Consider the following 16,599-nt stretch of genomic DNA (forward strand, 5'->3'; position numbering starts at 1 on the left):
GATGTCGTTGTTCAAGGGTTTGAAGCCGATCGTCTATAACGGCCAGGAAGTCTGGCCGCTGGTAGAGGGCGGCAAGGGTGTCGCGGCGACCAACCACGCCTCGGCAGGGGCCTGGGCCGCAGCAGGCGGTATCGGCACGGTCAGCGCGGTCAATGCCGACAGCTATGACGCCGAAGGCAAGATCATCCCCCAGATCTACAAGGCGCTGACCCGCCGCGAACGCCATGAAGAACTGATCGCCTATGCGATCGAAGGCGCGGTGCAGCAGGTCAAGCGCGCGTTCGAAATCTCGGGCGGCAAGGGCGCGATCAACATCAACGTGCTGTGGGAAATGGGCGGCGCCCAGCGCATCCTGCACGGCGTGCTGGAACGGACCCGCGGCATGGTCGCCGGCGTCACCTGTGGCGCGGGCATGCCGTACAAGCTGTCGGAGATCACCGCGTCCTACGGCGTCAACTATCTCCCGATCGTCAGCTCCGGCCGCGCCTTCCGCGCGCTGTGGAAGCGTGCCTATTCCAAGGCGAGCGAGTGGCTGGCGGCGGTGGTCTATGAGGATCCATGGCTCGCCGGCGGGCATAACGGCCTGTCCAACGCCGAAGACCCGCGCGCGCCGCAGGACCCCTATCCGCGCGTCAAGGAATTGCGCGACGTGATGCGCGAAGGCGGCATTTCGGACGATGTGCCGATCGTGATGGCCGGCGGCGTCTGGTATCTGCGCGACTGGTCCGACTGGATCGACAATCCCGAACTCGGCACCATTGCCTTTCAGTTCGGCACCCGCCCGCTGCTGACTCAGGAATCGCCGATTCCCGCCGAGTGGAAGGCGAAGCTGATGGAGATCGAGGAGGGCGACGTCCTCCTCCACCGCTTCTCGCCGACCGGCTTCTATTCCTCGGCGGTCAAGAACCCGTTCCTGCGCAATCTCGAAGCGCGCTCGGAACGCCAGATCCCCTATTCGACCGAGCAGGCCGGCGACCACACCTTCCAGCTCGACGCCGGGGTGAAGGGCAAGAATTTCTGGGTGACGCGCAACGACCTGCTGCGCGCGCGCGAATGGGTTGGCCTCGGCTTCACCAACGCGCTCAAGACCCCCGACAACACCCTCGTTTTCGTGACTCAGGAAGAACAGGGGATCATCCGCAAGGATCAGAAAGATTGCATGGGCTGTCTCAGCCAGTGCAGCTTCTCGAGCTGGGCGGACAGCGAGACCAACTCGACCGGCCGCCTCGCCGACCCGCGCAGCTTCTGCATCCAAAAGACGTTGCAGGACATCGCCCATGGCGGCCCGACCGACCAGAATCTGATGTTCGCCGGTCACGCCGCGTATAATTTCAAGCGCGACCCCTTCTACTCCAACGGCTTCGTGCCGACGGTGAAGCAGCTGGTCGACCGCATCCTGACGGGGGACTGAGCCATGCGGGCGCTCGCGACCGGCATCGCCCTGCTGGTTGCGGCGCCATTGATGGCGAGCGAGTTGCTCGCCCCCGCATTCATCGACTTCCCTGCCGGCTCGGCCGCGCTGACTGACCCGGCTCGGCTGCAGGTGCTGGGCGCAGTGAAGGCGACCGAGCGGCATCGCGGCGATATCAGCGCCTATCTCTGCGCCCTCGGTCCGCCCGAACCACCGCAGCTCCGGGCAAAGCGGGTTGATGCTGTCCGCCGGATGCTGCGTCGTTATCAGATCACCAAGATCCACGACGAGCCGAAGAAATGCGCTGCCATGCCGCAAGGCGACAAGCCGGGCGTCCTGATCACCTGGTGGCCGCAATGGCGCTGACTATTCCGACGTGAAGCATCGCTTGTTCGCAACTGCGACATGCGTTTCTATGTTGGCCGCATGAAGCGCGCCCTGATCGTCCGCCACGTGCCCTTCGAGGGAATTGCCGGGTTCCGAGAGCCGGTTGAGGCCGCGGGCTATGAGCTTGAGCGGATCGACGTCACCGATCCCGAATTTTCGCGGACCAACTTCAACACCCCCGACCTGCTGATCCTGATGGGCGGCCCGATGGGGGTGTATGAGCGCGAGGAACACCCCTGGATCGATTGCGAGATCGACCGCTTGGCCAGCCGCATCTCGCTAGGCTTGCCGACCTTGGGGGTGTGCCTCGGCGCCCAGATGATCGCCGCGGCCATGGGCGAGCAGGTCCATGCCGGGCCGATCAAGGAAGTCGGCTTCGCCCCGGTGGCGCTGCATGACACCGCCGCCCATTCGCCGCTGCGCCATGTCGCCGATGTGCCGGTGCTGCACTGGCATGGCGACACGTTTCCGCTGCCGGAGGGGGGCGAGCTGCTCGCTTCGACCGACGCCTATCGCCATCAGGCGTTTCGCCGCGGTCCGGAGATCCTCGCGCTGCAATTCCACGCCGAAATGGGCCAGGACCCGCGCTTCGAACAGTGGCTGGAGGGTTCGGACGATTATGTCGCCGAGGCTGGCCTGACCATCGCCGAGCTGCGCGCCCAGCACGACCGCCACGGTGCGGACGCCGTCGCTGCAGGCCGGGCAATGATCGCCGAGTGGCTGCGGGGGCTTTAACCGATCTGCCGCTTGATCGCCGTATCGGTCGCCTTGCCATAAGGCGGCTTCAGCCCGCCCAGCTTGGCGACATCGAGCTTCGATTGTTTGAATACCGACTTGGCGTGGCTGAAGGTACGGAAGCCCGGCTCGCCATGATAGGCGCCCATGCCCGACGGCCCGATCCCGCCGAACGGCAACTCCTCCATCGAGACATGGAAGATCGTGTCGTCCAGGCTGACCCCGCCCGAAATCGTTCGGTCGAGCACCCGGCGACGTTCGCCCTCATCGCTGCCGAAATAGTAAAGCGCCAGCGGTCGGTCGCGGCGGTTCACCTCGGCAATCGCACCGTCGATGCTGTCATATTTGCGGACGGGGAGGATCGGGCCGAAAATCTCCTCCTGCATCACGATCATGTCGTCGGTCGGGTTGCGGACGATGTGCAGCGGCAGCTTGCGGCTGTTCGACGCCGCGAAATCTTCGTTCGCCGGATTGATCGCGATGACCTCCGCCCCCTTGGCACGCGCATCGTCGAGCGCGGCAGTCAGGCGCTCGAAATGCCGGTCGTTGACGATCGCGGTATAGTCGGGGTTGGACAGCAACGTCGGATACATAGCGGATGCCGCCGCGACGATGCCGTCGACCGCCGCCGCCTCCTGCTCCGCCGCGACCATCAGATAGTCCGGCGCGATGCAGATCTGTCCCGCGTTCAGCATCTTGCCCATCGCCACCCGTTCGGTCGCCTGCGCCAGATTGGCCGAGCGGCCCAGGATCGCGGGCGACTTGCCGCCCAGCTCCAGCGTCACCGGCGTGAGATTATCCGCAGCGGCATGGAGGATGTGGCGACCGACCGCAGTCGCGCCGGTGAAGATCAGATGGTCGAACGGCAGGGACGCGAATGCCTTGCCGACATCCGGCCCGCCGCTGACGAACGCCAGTTCGGTCGGGTCGAAATATTTGGGAGCCAGTTCCTCGAACAAAGCGGCGGTGACGGGGGTGAATTCGCTTGTCTTCACCATCGCGCGGTTGCCGGCCGCGAAGACCCCGGCGAGAGGGCTCATCACCAGATTGACCGGGAAATTCCACGGCGAGATGATCCCGACGACGCCCTTGGGCTGATACTCCACCCACGCCTTCGCGCCGAGCAGCCCTAGCGGGAACATCACCGGCTTTTTCTCGCGCCGCGCCCAGCGGTCGAGCGATTTGCGCGCATGTTCGAGCGGAGAGACCGATGCCGCGATGTCGGTGATCATCGATTGCTGGCGGCTGCGATGGCCGAAATCCTCGCTCAGCGCGTCGCAGAAGCGCTCCGCATTGTCGCGGATCATCGCGGCGGCGCGCTTCAACCGATCCTTGCGCACGTCCAGCCCGACCGGCAGCTCCGCCATGAACGCCGCCCGCTGGGCCTCGAGAATCTCGCGCATCGTCACACTCCAACCGAATAGAGCCACGCCGGGAATGCGGCGATGGCAAGCAATGTGCCGAGTGGAAGCCGACTCGTCATCCCGATTTCGCGTCCCGACAGCTTCAGCCCCAACGCGACGGCAAGCCCGGTGACGCTCGCGCCCAGCAAAACGGGCGCGAGCATCGATGCGCCCAGCCACAGGCCGATTGCCCCGAACAGCTTGGGATCACCCCCGCCCAGCCCCTCGCGCTTGCGGATATGGCGATAGGTGAAGGCGACCAGATAGAGGAGGCCGAAGCCGATCAGCGCCCCGAGGATGCGGTCGATCCAGCCGGGCTCAAAAAAGATGCCGTCGATAATGCCCGTCACGGCAAGCCCTCCGGTCAGCACATTGGGCAGCCAGAAGGCGGCGAGGTCGAGGGCGGCCAGCGCCAGCAGCAGCCAGCCGAACACCGCGCCCGCGACGCCCTCCCATCCCGGCGCGACCAGCCCTGCGGCAACGCCAATCGCCAGCCCCGCAATTTCGGTGGCGGGGTGGGCGAGGTGGATGGCCTTGCCGCACGCCCGACAACGGCCGCGCTGGAGGACGAAGCTGAACAGCGGGATCAATTCATACGCCGCCAGCGCCTTGTCGCACCCGTCGCACGCCGAGCGCCCCTGCAACGCGCTGCGCCCCTGCGGCCAGCGGATCGCAACGGTGGCGATGAAGCTGCCGAACACCGCGCCAAGGATGCCGAGCAGGATCGGCCAGTAAAGGTCAGCCATCGACCGGCTTCTTGCGGATCAGGTAGCGATAAACCCCAAAAATGTTGATCCCGAACAGCACGAGGTTCTGTGAAAGCAGCGCGGATTCGCCATCGATCAGCGCCCCGCTGATCCACGCGATGCTCGACGCGACGAACAGCGCAAAGCCCCATCCGGTCACGCGGCGGCCATTGTCGAGGCTGACCATGAACGCGGCGATGATCCCGCTGATCGAGGCGAACCATTTGAGGATATCGAGCAGTTCCATCGTCGCTCCCTTTTGCATTTGTGGGGGCGCAAGCCTAGATCGCCCGCAATGCAAACTCCCGGAGAGGCCAACATGTCCACCGATCCCGTCGTCATCGTCTCTTATGCCCGCACCCCTATGGGCAGCATGCAGGGCGCGCTGGCCGATGTGACCGCAACCGAGCTGGGCGCGACGGCAGTCGGCGCCGCTGTCGAGCGTGCCGGGCTGAAGGGTGAGGCGATAGAGCGCATCTATATGGGCTGCGTGCTGCCCGCGGGCCTCGGCCAGGCCCCCGCGCGGCAGGCCGCGATCCGCGCCGGCCTGCCGCAGCATATCGAGGCGACGACGGTCAACAAGATGTGCGGATCGGGGATGCAGGCCGCGATCATGGCGTCGGACGCACTGGCGGCGGGATCGGCCGACCTGATCATCGCGGGCGGGCTGGAGAGCATGACCAACGCGCCCTATCTGTCGCTCAAGCACCGCAACGGCGCGCGCATCGGGCATGACCGGCTGTACGACCATATGTTCCTCGATGGCCTCGAGGACGCGTATGAACCCGGCCGTGCGATGGGCACCTATGCCGAAGAGATCGCGACCGAATATCAGTTCACGCGTGAGGCGCAGGACGATTATGCCATCGCCAGCCTGACCCGCGCACAAAAGGCGCAGCGCTCTGGCGGGTTTGACCGCGAGATCGTGCCGGTCGAGGTGAAGACGCGCAAGGGCGTGGTCACCGTCGCGATCGACGAACAGCCCGCCAAGGGCGACCCCGCCAAGATCCCGACGCTCAAGCCCGCCTTCGCCAAGGATGGCACGGTGACCGCGGCCAATGCCTCGTCGATCTCCGACGGCGCGGCGGCTTTGGTGATGACCCGCGCGTCGGTGGCGGAGCGGCTGGGCCTCACCCCGGTCGCGCGGCTGGTGGCGCATGCGGGGCACGCTCATGCGCCCGCGCGCTTCACCACCGCCCCGGTCTTCGCGATGCAGAAGGCGTTGGCCAAGGCGGGCTGGGGCGTCGGCGATGTCGAGCTGTTCGAGGTGAATGAGGCGTTCGCGGTGGTCGCGATGATCGCGATGCGCGACCTTTCGATCCCGCACGACATCCTCAACATCAATGGCGGCGCGTGCGCGATGGGCCACCCCATCGGAGCGAGCGGCGCGCGGATCATGGCGACGCTGATCGCCGCGCTCCAGAATAACGGGCAGAAGCGCGGGATGGCATCGTTGTGCATCGGCGGGGGCGAGGCCACGGCGGTGGCGCTGGAACTGATCGACTGATCGCTTTCGCGACGGCGCGTGGGTCGTCAAACGGCGCGGCGTTCCTGTTCCTCGGCAAGCCCGCGCGAGCGGTCGAGCAGGGCCAGCGCCCCCGCTTGGCTGACCGCGCGGCCGAAGAAATAGCCCTGGCCCTCGGCACATCCGATTTCCTTGAGAATGGAAAGGACGCCGGCACTCTCGACGCCCTCAGCCACCACCGACAGGCCGAGGTTGAAGGCGAGGTGGATGATCGACACCGCCATGCGATGCGCTTCGGGATCCTGCTCGATCCCGGTGATGAACGACCGGTCGATCTTCACATTATCGAACGGCAGGATGCGCAGGTGCTGGATCGACGAATAGCCGGTGCCGAAATCGTCCAGCGCGAGCAGCACGCCCTGGTTCTTGAGACTCTCGACAACCGACTTGGCGTGCGCGGGCTCGGCGATCAGGGCATTCTCGGTAATTTCCAGCTTCAACCGTCGCGCCGGTAGTCCGGCCTGGGTCAGCACCCGCAGGATTTTTTCGCTGAGCCACCTGTCTTTGAGCTGGGTCGGCGACACGTTGATCGACAGGGTCAGGCCCGGCCCCCACGCCGTCGCGTCGACACAAGCCTGTTCGAGCAGGTTGAGCATCAGCTCGCCGACCAGACCGCATTCCTCGGCGATGGGGATGAACTCGCACGGCCCGACATCGCTGCCATCGTCCCGCTCCCACCGCGCGAGCATTTCGAACCCGGTAACGTCGCCGGACTCCAGATGGACGATCGGCTGGTAATAGGGGCGGAAGGCACCCTGAGTGAGATCGCGGCGAAATTCCTGCTCAAGCACCGAACGGCGGACGATCTGCGCATCCATGGCGCGTTCGAACATGCGATATTGCGATCGGCCGGACGCCTTGGCCTGATACAGGGCAATGTCGGCGCGACGCATCAGCGTTTCACTGTCGGTCGCGTCGCTCGGATAGAGCGATATGCCGATGCTGCCCCCGATATGATGGACGAGGCCATCGATCCAGAAGGGCGTGGCAAGCCTGCTGACGATGCGCTGTGCCGTGACCTCGACCAGATCGGACTGCGCGCGATCAAGGTCCAGCGTGATCGCGAACTCGTCCCCGCCAAGCCGATAGGCAGTGCCGGTCCCGTCGACGATCTCGGTCAGGCACTCCGCCACGCGTTGCAGCAATTCGTCGCCGGCATGGTGGCCATGGACGTCATTCACCGCCTTGAAATGGTCGAGATCGAGCACCAGCAGCGCAACGGCACGTTCCGGGGCGAGGAAGCGCAAGCCAGCGAGATTCTCGCTGAGCGCGCGGCGGTTGGGAAGCTCGGTCAGCACGTCCTGATAGGCCAGCTGCTGTGCCCGACGCTCTGCCGACTGCGCGCGTGCCTGCTCGGCCAGCATTTCAGAGCGCGAACTGAGCATGTCGATATAGCCGTCGTGATAGCTCGACAGCATCTTGGCGATCAGCGCCGCGACCAGAATGAAGTTCACCCCGATCCCGAACAGATACCAGTCGTGCGACAGCAGGAGGCGGGCCGTGACCGGCGCAGCGCCGAGCAGGAGGACGAGGCGCGCAGCCGCCGGCAGCGCCTGGAGGCAGTAGCAGCATCCGATCGCGCCGACGAAGATGTAGAGTGCGATCGAAAAGACTTGGGCGGGGGTCGCGAAGTTCATGAGCACGAAACCCCAGCCGCCGAACGCAGCGCTGAGGATCGCTGCGACCACAACGGTCCCGCGTAGATACCGGCGGATGCTGGCAGTCTCTGGAGTGGTATCCGGTCGCCGCATCCACATCAGCGCCCGAATGCTCGCCATCCCGGTCAGGATCATCGGCGCGCCGATGCTGAGCGCGAGCGGAACGTCGTGGAAGGTCGCGGCTGCAAGAAATGCGGCATCGACGATCATCAGCGCATACATCAGCGGAACCTGGCTGCGCAGCGCGCGATATTGGGCCGTAACGAGCTCGGCGGAACTCCCGATCGCCCACAATCCGTTCATGATGCGCAACAAACTCATCCGGTGGCCCGCTTTGCCTCACTCATCAAACTGGGCCGCGACGCGACCGGATGGAACGCCCAGCCGATCACAGATGGCTGGAACTTCTCATTCTAGCGGAAAGCCAATGAAAGCGGGTGGTGCGGGCCGTGAATTTGGCGTGACGTCGCCTTGCGCGACACATGGAGCGGCCGCGTAGCCCGTTGCAGCCATGCTGACAGGATGCCCGCGATCGGGACTGGCGCTATCGGAAAATTGGATGCCCCGTGTGGATTCGAACCACAATTAACGGAGTCAGAGTCCGTGGTCTTACCATTAGACGACAGGGCATCGCGCTTGGAGCGCGCGCATCTATGCGGGGTTGGCGTCCGGGTCAATAGGGTAACGATGCGGATGCGCTCGGCCCGCCGCTTGCTTGCCCCAAGTCCTTGCGCTAGCTTGGCTACCAAGCACCGGCGGCCCGGTTCGGCCGTGACGGAAGAACATAAGTGAGTAGTTGCATGGGGGATGGCTCCGCCAGGATGCCGCGCCCGCCGGCGAAGAAACCGGCCCGCCCGGCCCCTGAAATTGTCCCGAATGCGGGGCGTGCGCGCTGGCCCGAGGCGCGCCATTATGCCGCGCTGGATCTTGGCACCAATAATTGTCGTTTGCTGATCGCCCGCCCGACCGGCGGCGGCTTCACCGTCGTTGACGCGTTTTCGCGGATCGTGCGGCTGGGCGAGGGGCTGGCATCGAGCGGGCGGCTGTCCGACGCGGCGATCGAGCGGACGATCGCGGCGCTGCGCATCTGCGCTGACAAGCTGCGTCGCCGCAATGTAGCACTGTCGCGCTCGGTCGCGACCGAGGCGTGCCGTCAGGCGGCGAACGGGCCGGAGTTCATCCAGCGCGTCTATCGCGAAACGGGAATCGTGCTCGACATCATCACCGCGGAAGAAGAGGCGCGGTTGGCGGTGCTCGGCTGCCACGCGCTGCTGGAGCCGGGCGATGGTCCGGCGTTGGTGTTCGACATTGGCGGGGGATCGACCGAACTGGTGCTGGTCGATTCCGCCGGGGTGCATCCACGCATCCTCGACTGGCACAGCGCCCCATGGGGTGTGGTTTCGCTGACCGAGGCACGCGGGATTACGGGCGACCATGACGCGGAGACGCGTGCCGCGTCCTACGCCCGCATGCGCGCAGCGGTGGAGGAGGCGTTCGCCCCCTTTGTCGCCCGGCTGCCGACGGTGCGCGGGACGCCCCGGCTGCTCGGCACCAGTGGCACGGTGACCACGCTGGCCAGCGTGCATCTTGGCCTGCCATCCTATGATCGCAACGCGGTGGATGGCCTGATCGTGCCGGCCACCTCGATGCGTGCGGTGAGCCGGCGCATCGCCGAACTTGACCTTGCGGGTCGGTCGGCAATCCCGTGTATCGGTGCGGAGCGCGCCGATCTGGTAGTCGCGGGCTGCGCGATATTGGAGACAATCATGGACATCTGGCCCGCCGAACGGCTCGGCATCGCCGATCGCGGCATTCGCGAAGGCATCCTGCGCCGCCTGATCGACGGACGCACATTGTGAGCCGGGGCGGTACGCGCGGCCACACCCGTGTGCGCACGGGGCGCGGGCGCACCAGCCAGTCGATCCGCTGGCTGGAACGCCAGCTCAACGACCCCTATGTCAAGCGCGCCAAGGCGGAGGGCTATCGCAGCCGCGCCGCGTACAAGCTGATCGAGCTCGACGAGAAGTTCGACATGCTGAAAGGGGCCAAGCGCGTCGTCGATCTCGGCATCGCGCCGGGTGGGTGGGCCCAAGTGATCCGCCGCAAGCTGCCCAAGGCTGCGGTCGTCGGCATCGACCTGTTGCCCGTCGATCCGATCGAGGGGGTCACAATCTTTCAGATGGATTTCACCGACGATGCGGCGCCGGACCGGCTGGTCGAAGCGCTCGGCGGCGCGCCCGATCTGGTGCTGTCGGACATGGCGGCGAATACCGTCGGCCATGCCCAGACCGATGCGCTGCGGACGATGGGGCTGGTCGAAACCGCGCTCGACTTCGCGATCCAGAATCTAGCGCCGGGCGGCGTCTTCGTGTCAAAGGTGTTTGCGGGCGGTGCCGATAGCGCGCTGGTCGCGGAAATGAAGCGCAACTTCGCCAGCGTCAAACACGCCAAGCCGCCGTCGAGCCGCAAGGGATCGGTCGAATGGTTCGTGGTGGCGCAGGGGTTCAAGGGGCGGGCGGAAAGCCCGGCGGAAGACGTCTAGGGCACTTCCTCGCCCGGTTCGGTGCCCCAGATGCGGTTCTGTTCGACATAGCCGCCGCGTCCGCGCACATCGAGCCAGCACCACCCGCGGCGGCATTTGCTGATCTTGCCAACGACGCCGGGAGCCGCGCGCCAGTTGACCCGCGCGCCGAAGCGCGGTTCGTCGCGCATTTCCAGCACCGATCCGACGACGATCGCGGTGCGCTGGCTCGAGAGCAGCGACACCAGCATCCACCCCTGCGTGCCATCCGGGTCCTCGACCTTGCGCCAGTCGTTATAGACCTCGATCACCTTGATCGGCAGGTCGGCGCGGACATAGAGCCAGCTGGAGGGGTAGTTGCGGCCCGGCCCGGTGCGCATGCGCGCCTTGCTCGCGGCGATCGACGCAAAATAGGGCGGCTTGCGCTGCTGCGCCCAAGCGTCGCCGATGGCGCAGATGCCCAGCGCGATCGTCACCAGCGCGGCAAGAACCACCCGCAATTGCATTATTTCCCCCGCGAACACGTGTCGTGATCACCTTAGGGGCGGTGGGGTGTCCGCATCAACCGTTGACTGGCGCACGCGGCGAGGCCAAGCGAACCGGCATGGCACAGCCGCGCGTATCCCGGCCCCGCGTGATCGTCACCCGCAAGCTCCCCGACGCGGTCGAGCAGCGGATGGTGGAGCTGTTCGACACGGTGCTGAACCCGGTCGAGGAGGGGATCGACCGCGCCGCACTGGTCGCGGCGGTGCAGGAGTGCGACGTGCTGGTCCCCAGCGTCACCGACACGATCGACGCGGAGCTGATCGCGGCGGCGGGTGAGCGGTTGAAGCTGATCGCCAATTTCGGCGCCGGAGTGAACCATATCGACCTGCGCGCGGCGCGCGCGCGGGGCATCGTTGTGACCAACACCCCCGGCGTGCTGACCGAGGACACCGCCGACATGACCATGGCGCTGATCCTCGCCGTGCCGCGCCGGCTGGCGGAGGGCGAGAAGCTGGTCCGGTCAGGGCAGTGGAAGGGCTGGTCGCCCGGCGGGATGCTGGGCCATCGCATCGGCGGCAAGACGCTGGGCATTGTCGGCATGGGCCGGATCGGCCAGGCGGTGGCGCGGCGGGCGCGGGCGTTCGGCCTGTCGATCCATTACCATAACCGCCATCGCCTGCCTGAAGCGGTCGAGGCTGAGCTCGGCGCGACGTTCCATCCCGATCTCGATACGATGCTGGGTCAGATCGACATTTTGACCATCCATACCCCGCTCAACGATACGAGCCGCGATCTGATCGATGCGCGGCGGATCGGGCTGCTCGGGCCGCACGTCTACCTCATCAACGCCTCGCGTGGCGGGATCGTCGATGAAGCGGCGCTGGTGGACGCGCTGGAGGGCGGACGGCTCGCCGGGGCCGGGCTGGACGTGTGGCGGTTCGAGCCGCAGATCGATCCGCGCCTGCTCGCGCTGCCCAATGTCGTGATGACCCCGCATATGGGCTCCGCGACGTTTGAGGGGCGGCAGGCGACCGGCGAAAAGGTGATCGCCAATATCCGCTTCTGGGCCGACGGCCATCGTCCGCCCGATCAAGTGCTGGAAGGATGGATCTGATGACGATGCCGCGTTTTCATCTGGCGATCCCGGTCGACGATCTGGAGGCGGGGCGTGCGTTTTACGGCGACCTGCTCGGCTGTCCGCAGGGGCGCGAGGATCCCGATCACTGGATCGATTTCGACCTGCGCGGGCATCAGTTGGTGTTGCACAAGGGTGAGGGCGCGGGCGTGCGGCTGCGCAACGCGGTCGATGGCGACGCGGTGCCGGTGCCGCATTTCGGGCTCGTGCTCGACTGGGACGAATGGCACGCGCTGGCCGATCGGGTGAAGGCTGCTGGGACCGAGTTCGTGATCGAACCGCATATCCGCTTTGCTGGTTTGCCTGGCGAGCAGGCGACGATGTTCTTCTTCGACCCCGCCGGAAATGCGCTGGAATTCAAGGCGTTCAAGGATATCGGGCAGCTGTTCGCGGTCTAATCCGCCATCCGTTTGCCCTGAGCTTGTCGAAGGGCCGCAAGCCACCGCTGTCGAATATCGCCCTTCGACAAGCTCAGGGCAAACGGGGTGAGTCCTGATCCGCTTTCGCCGCGCGCCGCTTCTTGAGCGCACGGGCGATCAGGATGCTGCCGAGGATAAACCCACCCGGTGCGAGCAGCACCGTCGCTGCGATCGCGGCGTTGCGGGCGGCGTTCGACTTTTCGGGGGCGTCAGACAGTGAAGCTCTCGCCGCAGCCGCAGGCGCCCTTGGCATTCGGATTGTTGAAAACGAAGCCGGCGGTGAAATCGTCCTCGACCCAGTCCATCGTCGATCCGATCAGGTAGAGCACCGACCCGCCATCGACGAACAACGTGCCGCCCGGGGTCTCGATCCGCTCGTCCATCGGGTTGGCGGCGGTGACGTAATCGACCGAATAGGCAAGGCCCGAGCAGCCGCGACGCGGGGTGGAGAGCTTGACGCCGATCGCCCCCTCCGGCGCCTTCGCCATCAACTCGGCGATGCGCGCTTCGGACGCGGGGGTCAGCAGGATCGCGGCGGGGCGGGCGCGGGATTTGACTTCGCTCATCACAGCATCCCCAGTTCGAGCCGTGCTTCGTCGCTCATCTTCGCGGGGTCCCAGGGCGGATCCCAGACGAGGTTCACCTCGGCATGGCCGACCCCGGGCACCGCGCCGACGCGCAGTTCGACTTCGCCGGGCATCGATTCGGCGACCGGGCAGTGCGGCGTGGTGAGGGTCATCGTCACCACCGCGTGGCCGGCATCGGTCACCTCGACGTTATAGATCAGGCCGAGGTCGTAGATGTTCACCGGAATCTCGGGATCGAAAATGTCCTTCAGGGCGTCGATGATCGCGTCATAGGTCGCGCCGCCGGGCTGCCCGGCGGGCAGGTCGGCGGGCTTTTGCGACAGAAAGCCTTCGAGATAGTCGCGCTTGCGTTCGAATGTCTCGCGCGCATCTTCCACACGGGCGCGCGGCGGCGGAGCGACCGCGTCCACTTCTTCGACTTCGATCCTGCGTTCTTCGTTCATCCGAAGATCCTCGTCACTCGTTCGATTCCCTTGACCAGCGCGGCGATGTCGCTCGCGCTATTATAGACGCCGAAACTGGCGCGTGCGGTGGCTGGCAGCCCGAGGCTGTCCATCAGCGGCTGGGCGCAGTGGTGCCCGGCGCGGATCGCGACATTGCCTTCGTCCAAGATGGTGGCGACGTCGTGCGGATGCACCCCCTCCACGACGAAACTGACGATTCCGGCGCTGTCGTCGGGGCCGAGCAGCCGGACGCTGTTGAGCCCGGACAAGGCATCGCGCGCCTGGCGGACCAGCGCGCCTTCATGCGCATGGATGCGGTCGAGACCGATGGCGTCGACATAGTCGATTGCGGCGTGGAGGCCGGTGACGCCGATGATGTGCGGCGTCCCCGCCTCGAACCGGCCCGGCGCGGGGGCGTAGGTCGTCCGCTCGAACGTCACCCGGTCGATCATCGACCCGCCACCCTGCCAGGGGGGCATTGCGTCGAGCAGGTCGTGGCGGCCCCACAGCACACCGATGCCGGTCGGGCCGTAGAGCTTGTGGCCCGAAAAGACATAGAAGTCGCAGCCAAGTTCGGCGACATTCACGGCCAGGCGCGGGACCGCCTGACAGCCGTCGATCAGGATCTTCGCGCCGACGCTATGTGCGAGGTCGGTGGCGCGCTTCACGTCGAGGATCGAGCCGAGGACGTTGGAGACATGGGCGAGCGCGACCAGCTTGTGTCGGTCGGTCAACATCGCTGCCATCGCGTCGAGGTCGATGCGATGGTCGTGCGTCAGCGGCACCACGTCGATCACCGCGCCGGTGCGGTCCGCCGCCAGCTGCCACGGCACGATATTGCTGTGATGTTCAAGCTGGCTGAGCAGGATGCGGTCGCCGGGCTTCAGGTTCGGGATCGCCCAGCTCTGCGCGACGAGATTGATTCCCTCGGTCGCGCCGCGCACGAAGACCACCTCATCCTCGCGCCCGCCGATGAAGGTCGCGACGCGGCGGCGCGCGGCTTCATAAGCCAACGTCATGTCGGCCGAGCGCTGGTACACCCCGCGATGGACAGTGGCGTAGTCCCGCGCATAGCCGCGCGTGATGGCATCGATCACCGGGAGCGGCTTTTGCGAGGTCGCGGCGGTGTCGAGATAGGCCCAGCCCGCCGGAATCGCCGGGAAATCTGCGAGCAGGTCGAGGGGAAGCGTCTCCCCTCCCGCTTGCGGGAGGGGTCGGGTGAGGGCCTGTTCGATCGGGTGGGTGGTCATGCGGACATGCCCTCCCCTAACCCCTCCCGCAAGCGGGAGGGGGACTGAAGCGCCGCCTCCAGCCATGCATCCGCATCCGCAGCGAACGCCGCGCGCACCGCTTCGTCGCCGATCCGGTCGAGCGCGTCGGCGACGAAGGCACGGGTCAGCAGCGCCTTGGCCTGCGCCTCCGGAATACCGCGCGACTGCATGTAGAACAGCGCCTTTGCGTCGAGCTCGCCCACCGTCGCGCCATGCGCGCACTTCACGTCGTCGGCGAAGATCTCCAGCTCGGGCTTCAGATTGACCGTCGCGGTGCGCTTGAGCAACAGGCCGCGCAGCGATTGCTCGCCATCGGTCTTCTGCGCATCGCGCCGCACCGCGGCGCGTGAAGCGATGCTGGCGGTCGAAGTGTCGGCGGCAACCGCGCGCAAGATCTGACGGCTGGTCCCTTCGGGCGCGGCGTGATCGGCGACGGTGGCGGAATCGGCCTTCTCGCCGCCACGGGTGAGCAGCGCACCGCCCGCTTCGCCGAATGCGCCTTCGCCGGTCAGCGTCAGCCGCGCCTCAACCCGCGCGGTGCGGCATCCGGTGACGAGCGCGGTGCTCACGAAGCTGGCCGCCTTGCCCACGGTCGCATCGGCATAGTCGGTATGTGCGCCGTCATCCTTGAGCACGCGGACCGCGCGCATCAGGCGCGCGCCCTCGCCGAGCTCGACCCACAGATTGGCGTTGCTCCAGCCGGGGCCGATATGGGTCTCGACCAGCGACGCGACGGCGTCGGCCTGCATCACGATCTTGTTCGACAGATGCGCGACGCCGCCGGTGGTGGCGTGGATCACCTGGATCGGGCCGTCGAGCGCCGCTTCAGGCTTGAGGACAAGGACATAGCCCGCCTGAGCCTTGGCACAGGCGGCCTCCGAATAGGGATTGGCGGGGGTGCGGATCGGCGCAGCGGAAATCTCGACCGGGCCGGGCGTGCTGGCATCGGCGACAAATGCGCCATCGACGAACAGCAAGCGCGGGCCCGGCAGATCGATCCACAGATGCGCGACATCCGGCGCACCACCGCGCGGCGTTGCTGCCAGCGCATCGAGCGGCGCGGCGTCGAACCAGCGCCAATCCTCCGCAACCGGGGCGTCGAGAACGAGTCCCTGGGTCAAGCCGCCACCTGCGCATAGCCCTCACGCTCCAGTTCGAGCGCGAGGTCGGGGCCGCCGGTCTTCACGATGCGGCCATCGGCGAGGATGTGGACGAAGTCCGGCTTCACATAATCGAGCAGGCGCTGATAGTGCGTGATCAGCAGTACCGCCTTGTCGGGCGCGCGCATGATGCGGTTGATGCCTTCGCCGACGATGCGCAGCGCGTCGATGTCGAGGCCGGAATCGGTTTCGTCGAGGATCGCGAGGCTTGGGTTCAGGATGCCCATCTGCACCATCTCGTTGCGCTTCTTCTCACCGCCCGAAAAGCCGACATTGACCGGACGCTTGAGCATCTCCGCGTCCATCTCCAGCGCGGCGGCCTGGGCGCGGGCGAGCTTCAGGAATTCGCCACCCGACAGCGGGGCCTCGTCGCGCGCGCGGCGCTGGCTGTTGAGGCTTTCGCGCAGGAACTGGACGTTCGATACGCCGGGGATTTCGACCGGATACTGAAAGCCGAGGAACAGCCCGGCGGCGGCGCGCTCATGCGGTTCGAGTTCGAGCAGGTCGGTGCCGTTGAAGGTCACGCTGCCCTCGGTCACCTCGTAACCGGGGCGGCCGCCAAGGACATAGCCGAGCGTCGATTTGCCCGCGCCGTTCGGACCCATGATCGCATGCACCTCACCCGCGTTGAGGCTGAGGGTCAGGCCCTTGAGGATCGGCTTGCCGTCGATTTCGGCGTGGAGGTTATTGATCTGGAGCATGTTATCCTGCG

At 66.3% G+C, this 16,599-nt stretch carries 19 protein-coding genes and 1 tRNA gene; 8 read left to right on the forward strand and 12 right to left on the reverse strand.

What is annotated here, in order from left to right; genetic code table 11:
• The first annotated feature begins 7 nt into the window (after window positions 1–7).
• The 3 genes from KYX69_RS08020 to KYX69_RS08030 are packed head-to-tail and all read left to right on the forward strand — an operon-like array spanning window position 8 to window position 2,533.
• Complete coding sequence (locus tag KYX69_RS08020) at window positions 8–1,411, forward strand: nitronate monooxygenase (protein ID WP_300495852.1); 1,404 nt, start codon at window positions 8–10, stop codon at window positions 1,409–1,411.
• A gap of 3 nt (window positions 1,412–1,414) precedes the next feature.
• Entirely contained in the window at window positions 1,415–1,777 is a 363-nt protein-coding gene (locus tag KYX69_RS08025) for a hypothetical protein (protein WP_300495854.1), read from the forward strand.
• A gap of 60 nt (window positions 1,778–1,837) precedes the next feature.
• A complete protein-coding gene (locus KYX69_RS08030) occupies window positions 1,838–2,533 on the forward strand; it encodes a glutamine amidotransferase (protein WP_300496043.1) in 696 nt (231 codons plus the stop codon).
• On the opposite strand, the gene KYX69_RS08035 is transcribed toward KYX69_RS08030, so the two are convergent.
• From KYX69_RS08035 to KYX69_RS08045, 3 genes are read right to left on the reverse strand one after another with little or no spacing between them, the layout of a single operon-like run.
• Complete coding sequence (locus tag KYX69_RS08035; RefSeq protein ID WP_300495856.1) at window positions 2,530–3,936, reverse strand: coniferyl aldehyde dehydrogenase; 1,407 nt, start codon at window positions 3,934–3,936, stop codon at window positions 2,530–2,532. The genes KYX69_RS08030 and KYX69_RS08035 overlap by 4 nt on opposite strands.
• A 2-nt stretch (window positions 3,937–3,938) precedes the next feature.
• Window positions 3,939–4,682, reverse strand: coding sequence for an A24 family peptidase (locus KYX69_RS08040; protein ID WP_300495858.1), 744 nt, complete (start codon window positions 4,680–4,682; stop codon window positions 3,939–3,941).
• A complete protein-coding gene (locus KYX69_RS08045) occupies window positions 4,675–4,947 on the reverse strand; it encodes a hypothetical protein (protein WP_300495859.1) in 273 nt (90 codons plus the stop codon). The genes KYX69_RS08040 and KYX69_RS08045 overlap by 8 nt, the downstream gene beginning before the upstream one ends.
• Before the next feature lie 54 nt (window positions 4,948–5,001).
• On the opposite strand from KYX69_RS08045, the gene KYX69_RS08050 reads away from it, so the two are divergent.
• A complete protein-coding gene (locus tag KYX69_RS08050; RefSeq protein WP_300495860.1) occupies window positions 5,002–6,189 on the forward strand; it encodes an acetyl-CoA C-acyltransferase in 1,188 nt (395 codons plus the stop codon).
• A gap of 26 nt (window positions 6,190–6,215) precedes the next feature.
• On the opposite strand, the gene KYX69_RS08055 is transcribed toward KYX69_RS08050, so the two are convergent.
• Entirely contained in the window at window positions 6,216–8,168 is a 1,953-nt protein-coding gene (locus KYX69_RS08055; RefSeq protein ID WP_300495861.1) for an EAL domain-containing protein, read from the reverse strand.
• A 253-nt stretch (window positions 8,169–8,421) separates the two neighbouring features.
• Window positions 8,422–8,495: transfer RNA gene (locus tag KYX69_RS08060), tRNA-Gln, on the reverse strand.
• A 191-nt stretch (window positions 8,496–8,686) separates the two neighbouring features.
• Here KYX69_RS08060 and KYX69_RS08065 point away from each other — a divergent pair.
• The gene (locus KYX69_RS08065; protein WP_300495863.1) at window positions 8,687–9,724 is read left to right on the forward strand and encodes a Ppx/GppA phosphatase family protein; all 1,038 of its coding nucleotides are present in this window, start codon (window positions 8,687–8,689) and stop codon (window positions 9,722–9,724) included.
• On the forward strand, window positions 9,721–10,407 hold the full coding sequence (locus KYX69_RS08070) for an RlmE family RNA methyltransferase (RefSeq protein WP_300495866.1): 687 nt from the start codon (window positions 9,721–9,723) through the stop codon (window positions 10,405–10,407). The genes KYX69_RS08065 and KYX69_RS08070 overlap by 4 nt, the downstream gene beginning before the upstream one ends.
• Here the strand turns inward: KYX69_RS08070 and KYX69_RS08075 are convergent.
• On the reverse strand, window positions 10,404–10,892 hold the full coding sequence (locus KYX69_RS08075) for an SH3 domain-containing protein (protein ID WP_300495868.1): 489 nt from the start codon (window positions 10,890–10,892) through the stop codon (window positions 10,404–10,406). The genes KYX69_RS08070 and KYX69_RS08075 overlap by 4 nt on opposite strands.
• A 98-nt stretch (window positions 10,893–10,990) precedes the next feature.
• Between KYX69_RS08075 and KYX69_RS08080 the strand changes: the two genes are divergently transcribed.
• Window positions 10,991–11,986, forward strand: a complete 996-nt coding sequence (locus KYX69_RS08080) for a D-glycerate dehydrogenase (RefSeq protein WP_300495871.1) — start codon at window positions 10,991–10,993, stop codon at window positions 11,984–11,986.
• Complete coding sequence (locus tag KYX69_RS08085; RefSeq protein WP_300495874.1) at window positions 11,986–12,405, forward strand: VOC family protein; 420 nt, start codon at window positions 11,986–11,988, stop codon at window positions 12,403–12,405. Before KYX69_RS08080 ends, KYX69_RS08085 begins: the two co-directional genes overlap by 1 nt.
• A 73-nt stretch (window positions 12,406–12,478) precedes the next feature.
• Here KYX69_RS08085 and KYX69_RS08090 read toward each other — a convergent pair whose 3' ends face one another.
• From KYX69_RS08090 to sufC, 6 genes are read right to left on the reverse strand one after another with little or no spacing between them, the layout of a single operon-like run.
• On the reverse strand, window positions 12,479–12,679 hold the full coding sequence (locus KYX69_RS08090) for a hypothetical protein (protein ID WP_300496050.1): 201 nt from the start codon (window positions 12,677–12,679) through the stop codon (window positions 12,479–12,481).
• Window positions 12,636–12,992, reverse strand: coding sequence for an iron-sulfur cluster assembly accessory protein (locus KYX69_RS08095; RefSeq protein WP_300495877.1), 357 nt, complete (start codon window positions 12,990–12,992; stop codon window positions 12,636–12,638). The genes KYX69_RS08090 and KYX69_RS08095 overlap by 44 nt, the downstream gene beginning before the upstream one ends.
• Window positions 12,992–13,456 (reverse strand): SUF system Fe-S cluster assembly protein, encoded by a 465-nt coding sequence (locus KYX69_RS08100; protein WP_300495879.1) that lies wholly within the window; start codon window positions 13,454–13,456, stop codon window positions 12,992–12,994. Before KYX69_RS08100 ends, KYX69_RS08095 begins: the two co-directional genes overlap by 1 nt.
• Window positions 13,453–14,706 carry an aminotransferase class V-fold PLP-dependent enzyme gene (locus KYX69_RS08105; RefSeq protein WP_300495882.1) on the reverse strand — a complete coding sequence of 418 codons (1,254 nt, stop codon included), beginning with the start codon at window positions 14,704–14,706 and terminating at the stop codon, window positions 13,453–13,455. The genes KYX69_RS08100 and KYX69_RS08105 overlap by 4 nt, the downstream gene beginning before the upstream one ends.
• Window positions 14,703–15,848: a SufD family Fe-S cluster assembly protein gene (locus KYX69_RS08110; protein ID WP_300495885.1), complete on the reverse strand. Its 1,146-nt coding sequence runs from the start codon at window positions 15,846–15,848 to the stop codon at window positions 14,703–14,705. Before KYX69_RS08110 ends, KYX69_RS08105 begins: the two co-directional genes overlap by 4 nt.
• Window positions 15,845–16,588, reverse strand: coding sequence for a Fe-S cluster assembly ATPase SufC (gene sufC / locus KYX69_RS08115; protein ID WP_300495886.1), 744 nt, complete (start codon window positions 16,586–16,588; stop codon window positions 15,845–15,847). The genes KYX69_RS08110 and sufC overlap by 4 nt, the downstream gene beginning before the upstream one ends.
• Window positions 16,589–16,599: the final 11 nt, after the last annotated feature.

This window comes from Sphingomonas sp., assembly GCF_030145815.1.
In the GTDB taxonomy this organism is placed as follows: domain Bacteria; phylum Pseudomonadota; class Alphaproteobacteria; order Sphingomonadales; family Sphingomonadaceae; genus Sphingomonas.

Bases quoted from the DNA above. Each gene is read 5' to 3' on its own strand.
- KYX69_RS08075 (WP_300495868.1), bottom strand. From the start codon at position 10,892: ATGCAATTGCGGGTGGTTCTTGCCGCGCTGGTGACGATCGCGCTGGGC.
- KYX69_RS08065 (WP_300495863.1), top strand. From the start codon at position 8,687: ATGCCGCGCCCGCCGGCGAAGAAACCGGCCCGCCCGGCCCCTGAAATT.
- KYX69_RS08090 (WP_300496050.1), bottom strand. From the start codon at position 12,679: ATGCCAAGGGCGCCTGCGGCTGCGGCGAGAGCTTCACTGTCTGACGCC.
- KYX69_RS08095 (WP_300495877.1), bottom strand. From the start codon at position 12,992: ATGAGCGAAGTCAAATCCCGCGCCCGCCCCGCCGCGATCCTGCTGACC.
- sufC (WP_300495886.1), bottom strand. From the start codon at position 16,588: ATGCTCCAGATCAATAACCTCCACGCCGAAATCGACGGCAAGCCGATC.
- KYX69_RS08035 (WP_300495856.1), bottom strand. From the start codon at position 3,936: ATGCGCGAGATTCTCGAGGCCCAGCGGGCGGCGTTCATGGCGGAGCTG.
- KYX69_RS08105 (WP_300495882.1), bottom strand. From the start codon at position 14,706: ATGACCACCCACCCGATCGAACAGGCCCTCACCCGACCCCTCCCGCAA.
- KYX69_RS08045 (WP_300495859.1), bottom strand. From the start codon at position 4,947: ATGCAAAAGGGAGCGACGATGGAACTGCTCGATATCCTCAAATGGTTC.
- KYX69_RS08040 (WP_300495858.1), bottom strand. From the start codon at position 4,682: ATGGCTGACCTTTACTGGCCGATCCTGCTCGGCATCCTTGGCGCGGTG.
- KYX69_RS08080 (WP_300495871.1), top strand. From the start codon at position 10,991: ATGGCACAGCCGCGCGTATCCCGGCCCCGCGTGATCGTCACCCGCAAG.
- KYX69_RS08085 (WP_300495874.1), top strand. From the start codon at position 11,986: ATGACGATGCCGCGTTTTCATCTGGCGATCCCGGTCGACGATCTGGAG.
- KYX69_RS08050 (WP_300495860.1), top strand. From the start codon at position 5,002: ATGTCCACCGATCCCGTCGTCATCGTCTCTTATGCCCGCACCCCTATG.
- KYX69_RS08100 (WP_300495879.1), bottom strand. From the start codon at position 13,456: ATGAACGAAGAACGCAGGATCGAAGTCGAAGAAGTGGACGCGGTCGCT.
- KYX69_RS08055 (WP_300495861.1), bottom strand. From the start codon at position 8,168: ATGAACGGATTGTGGGCGATCGGGAGTTCCGCCGAGCTCGTTACGGCC.
- KYX69_RS08025 (WP_300495854.1), top strand. From the start codon at position 1,415: ATGCGGGCGCTCGCGACCGGCATCGCCCTGCTGGTTGCGGCGCCATTG.
- KYX69_RS08030 (WP_300496043.1), top strand. From the start codon at position 1,838: ATGAAGCGCGCCCTGATCGTCCGCCACGTGCCCTTCGAGGGAATTGCC.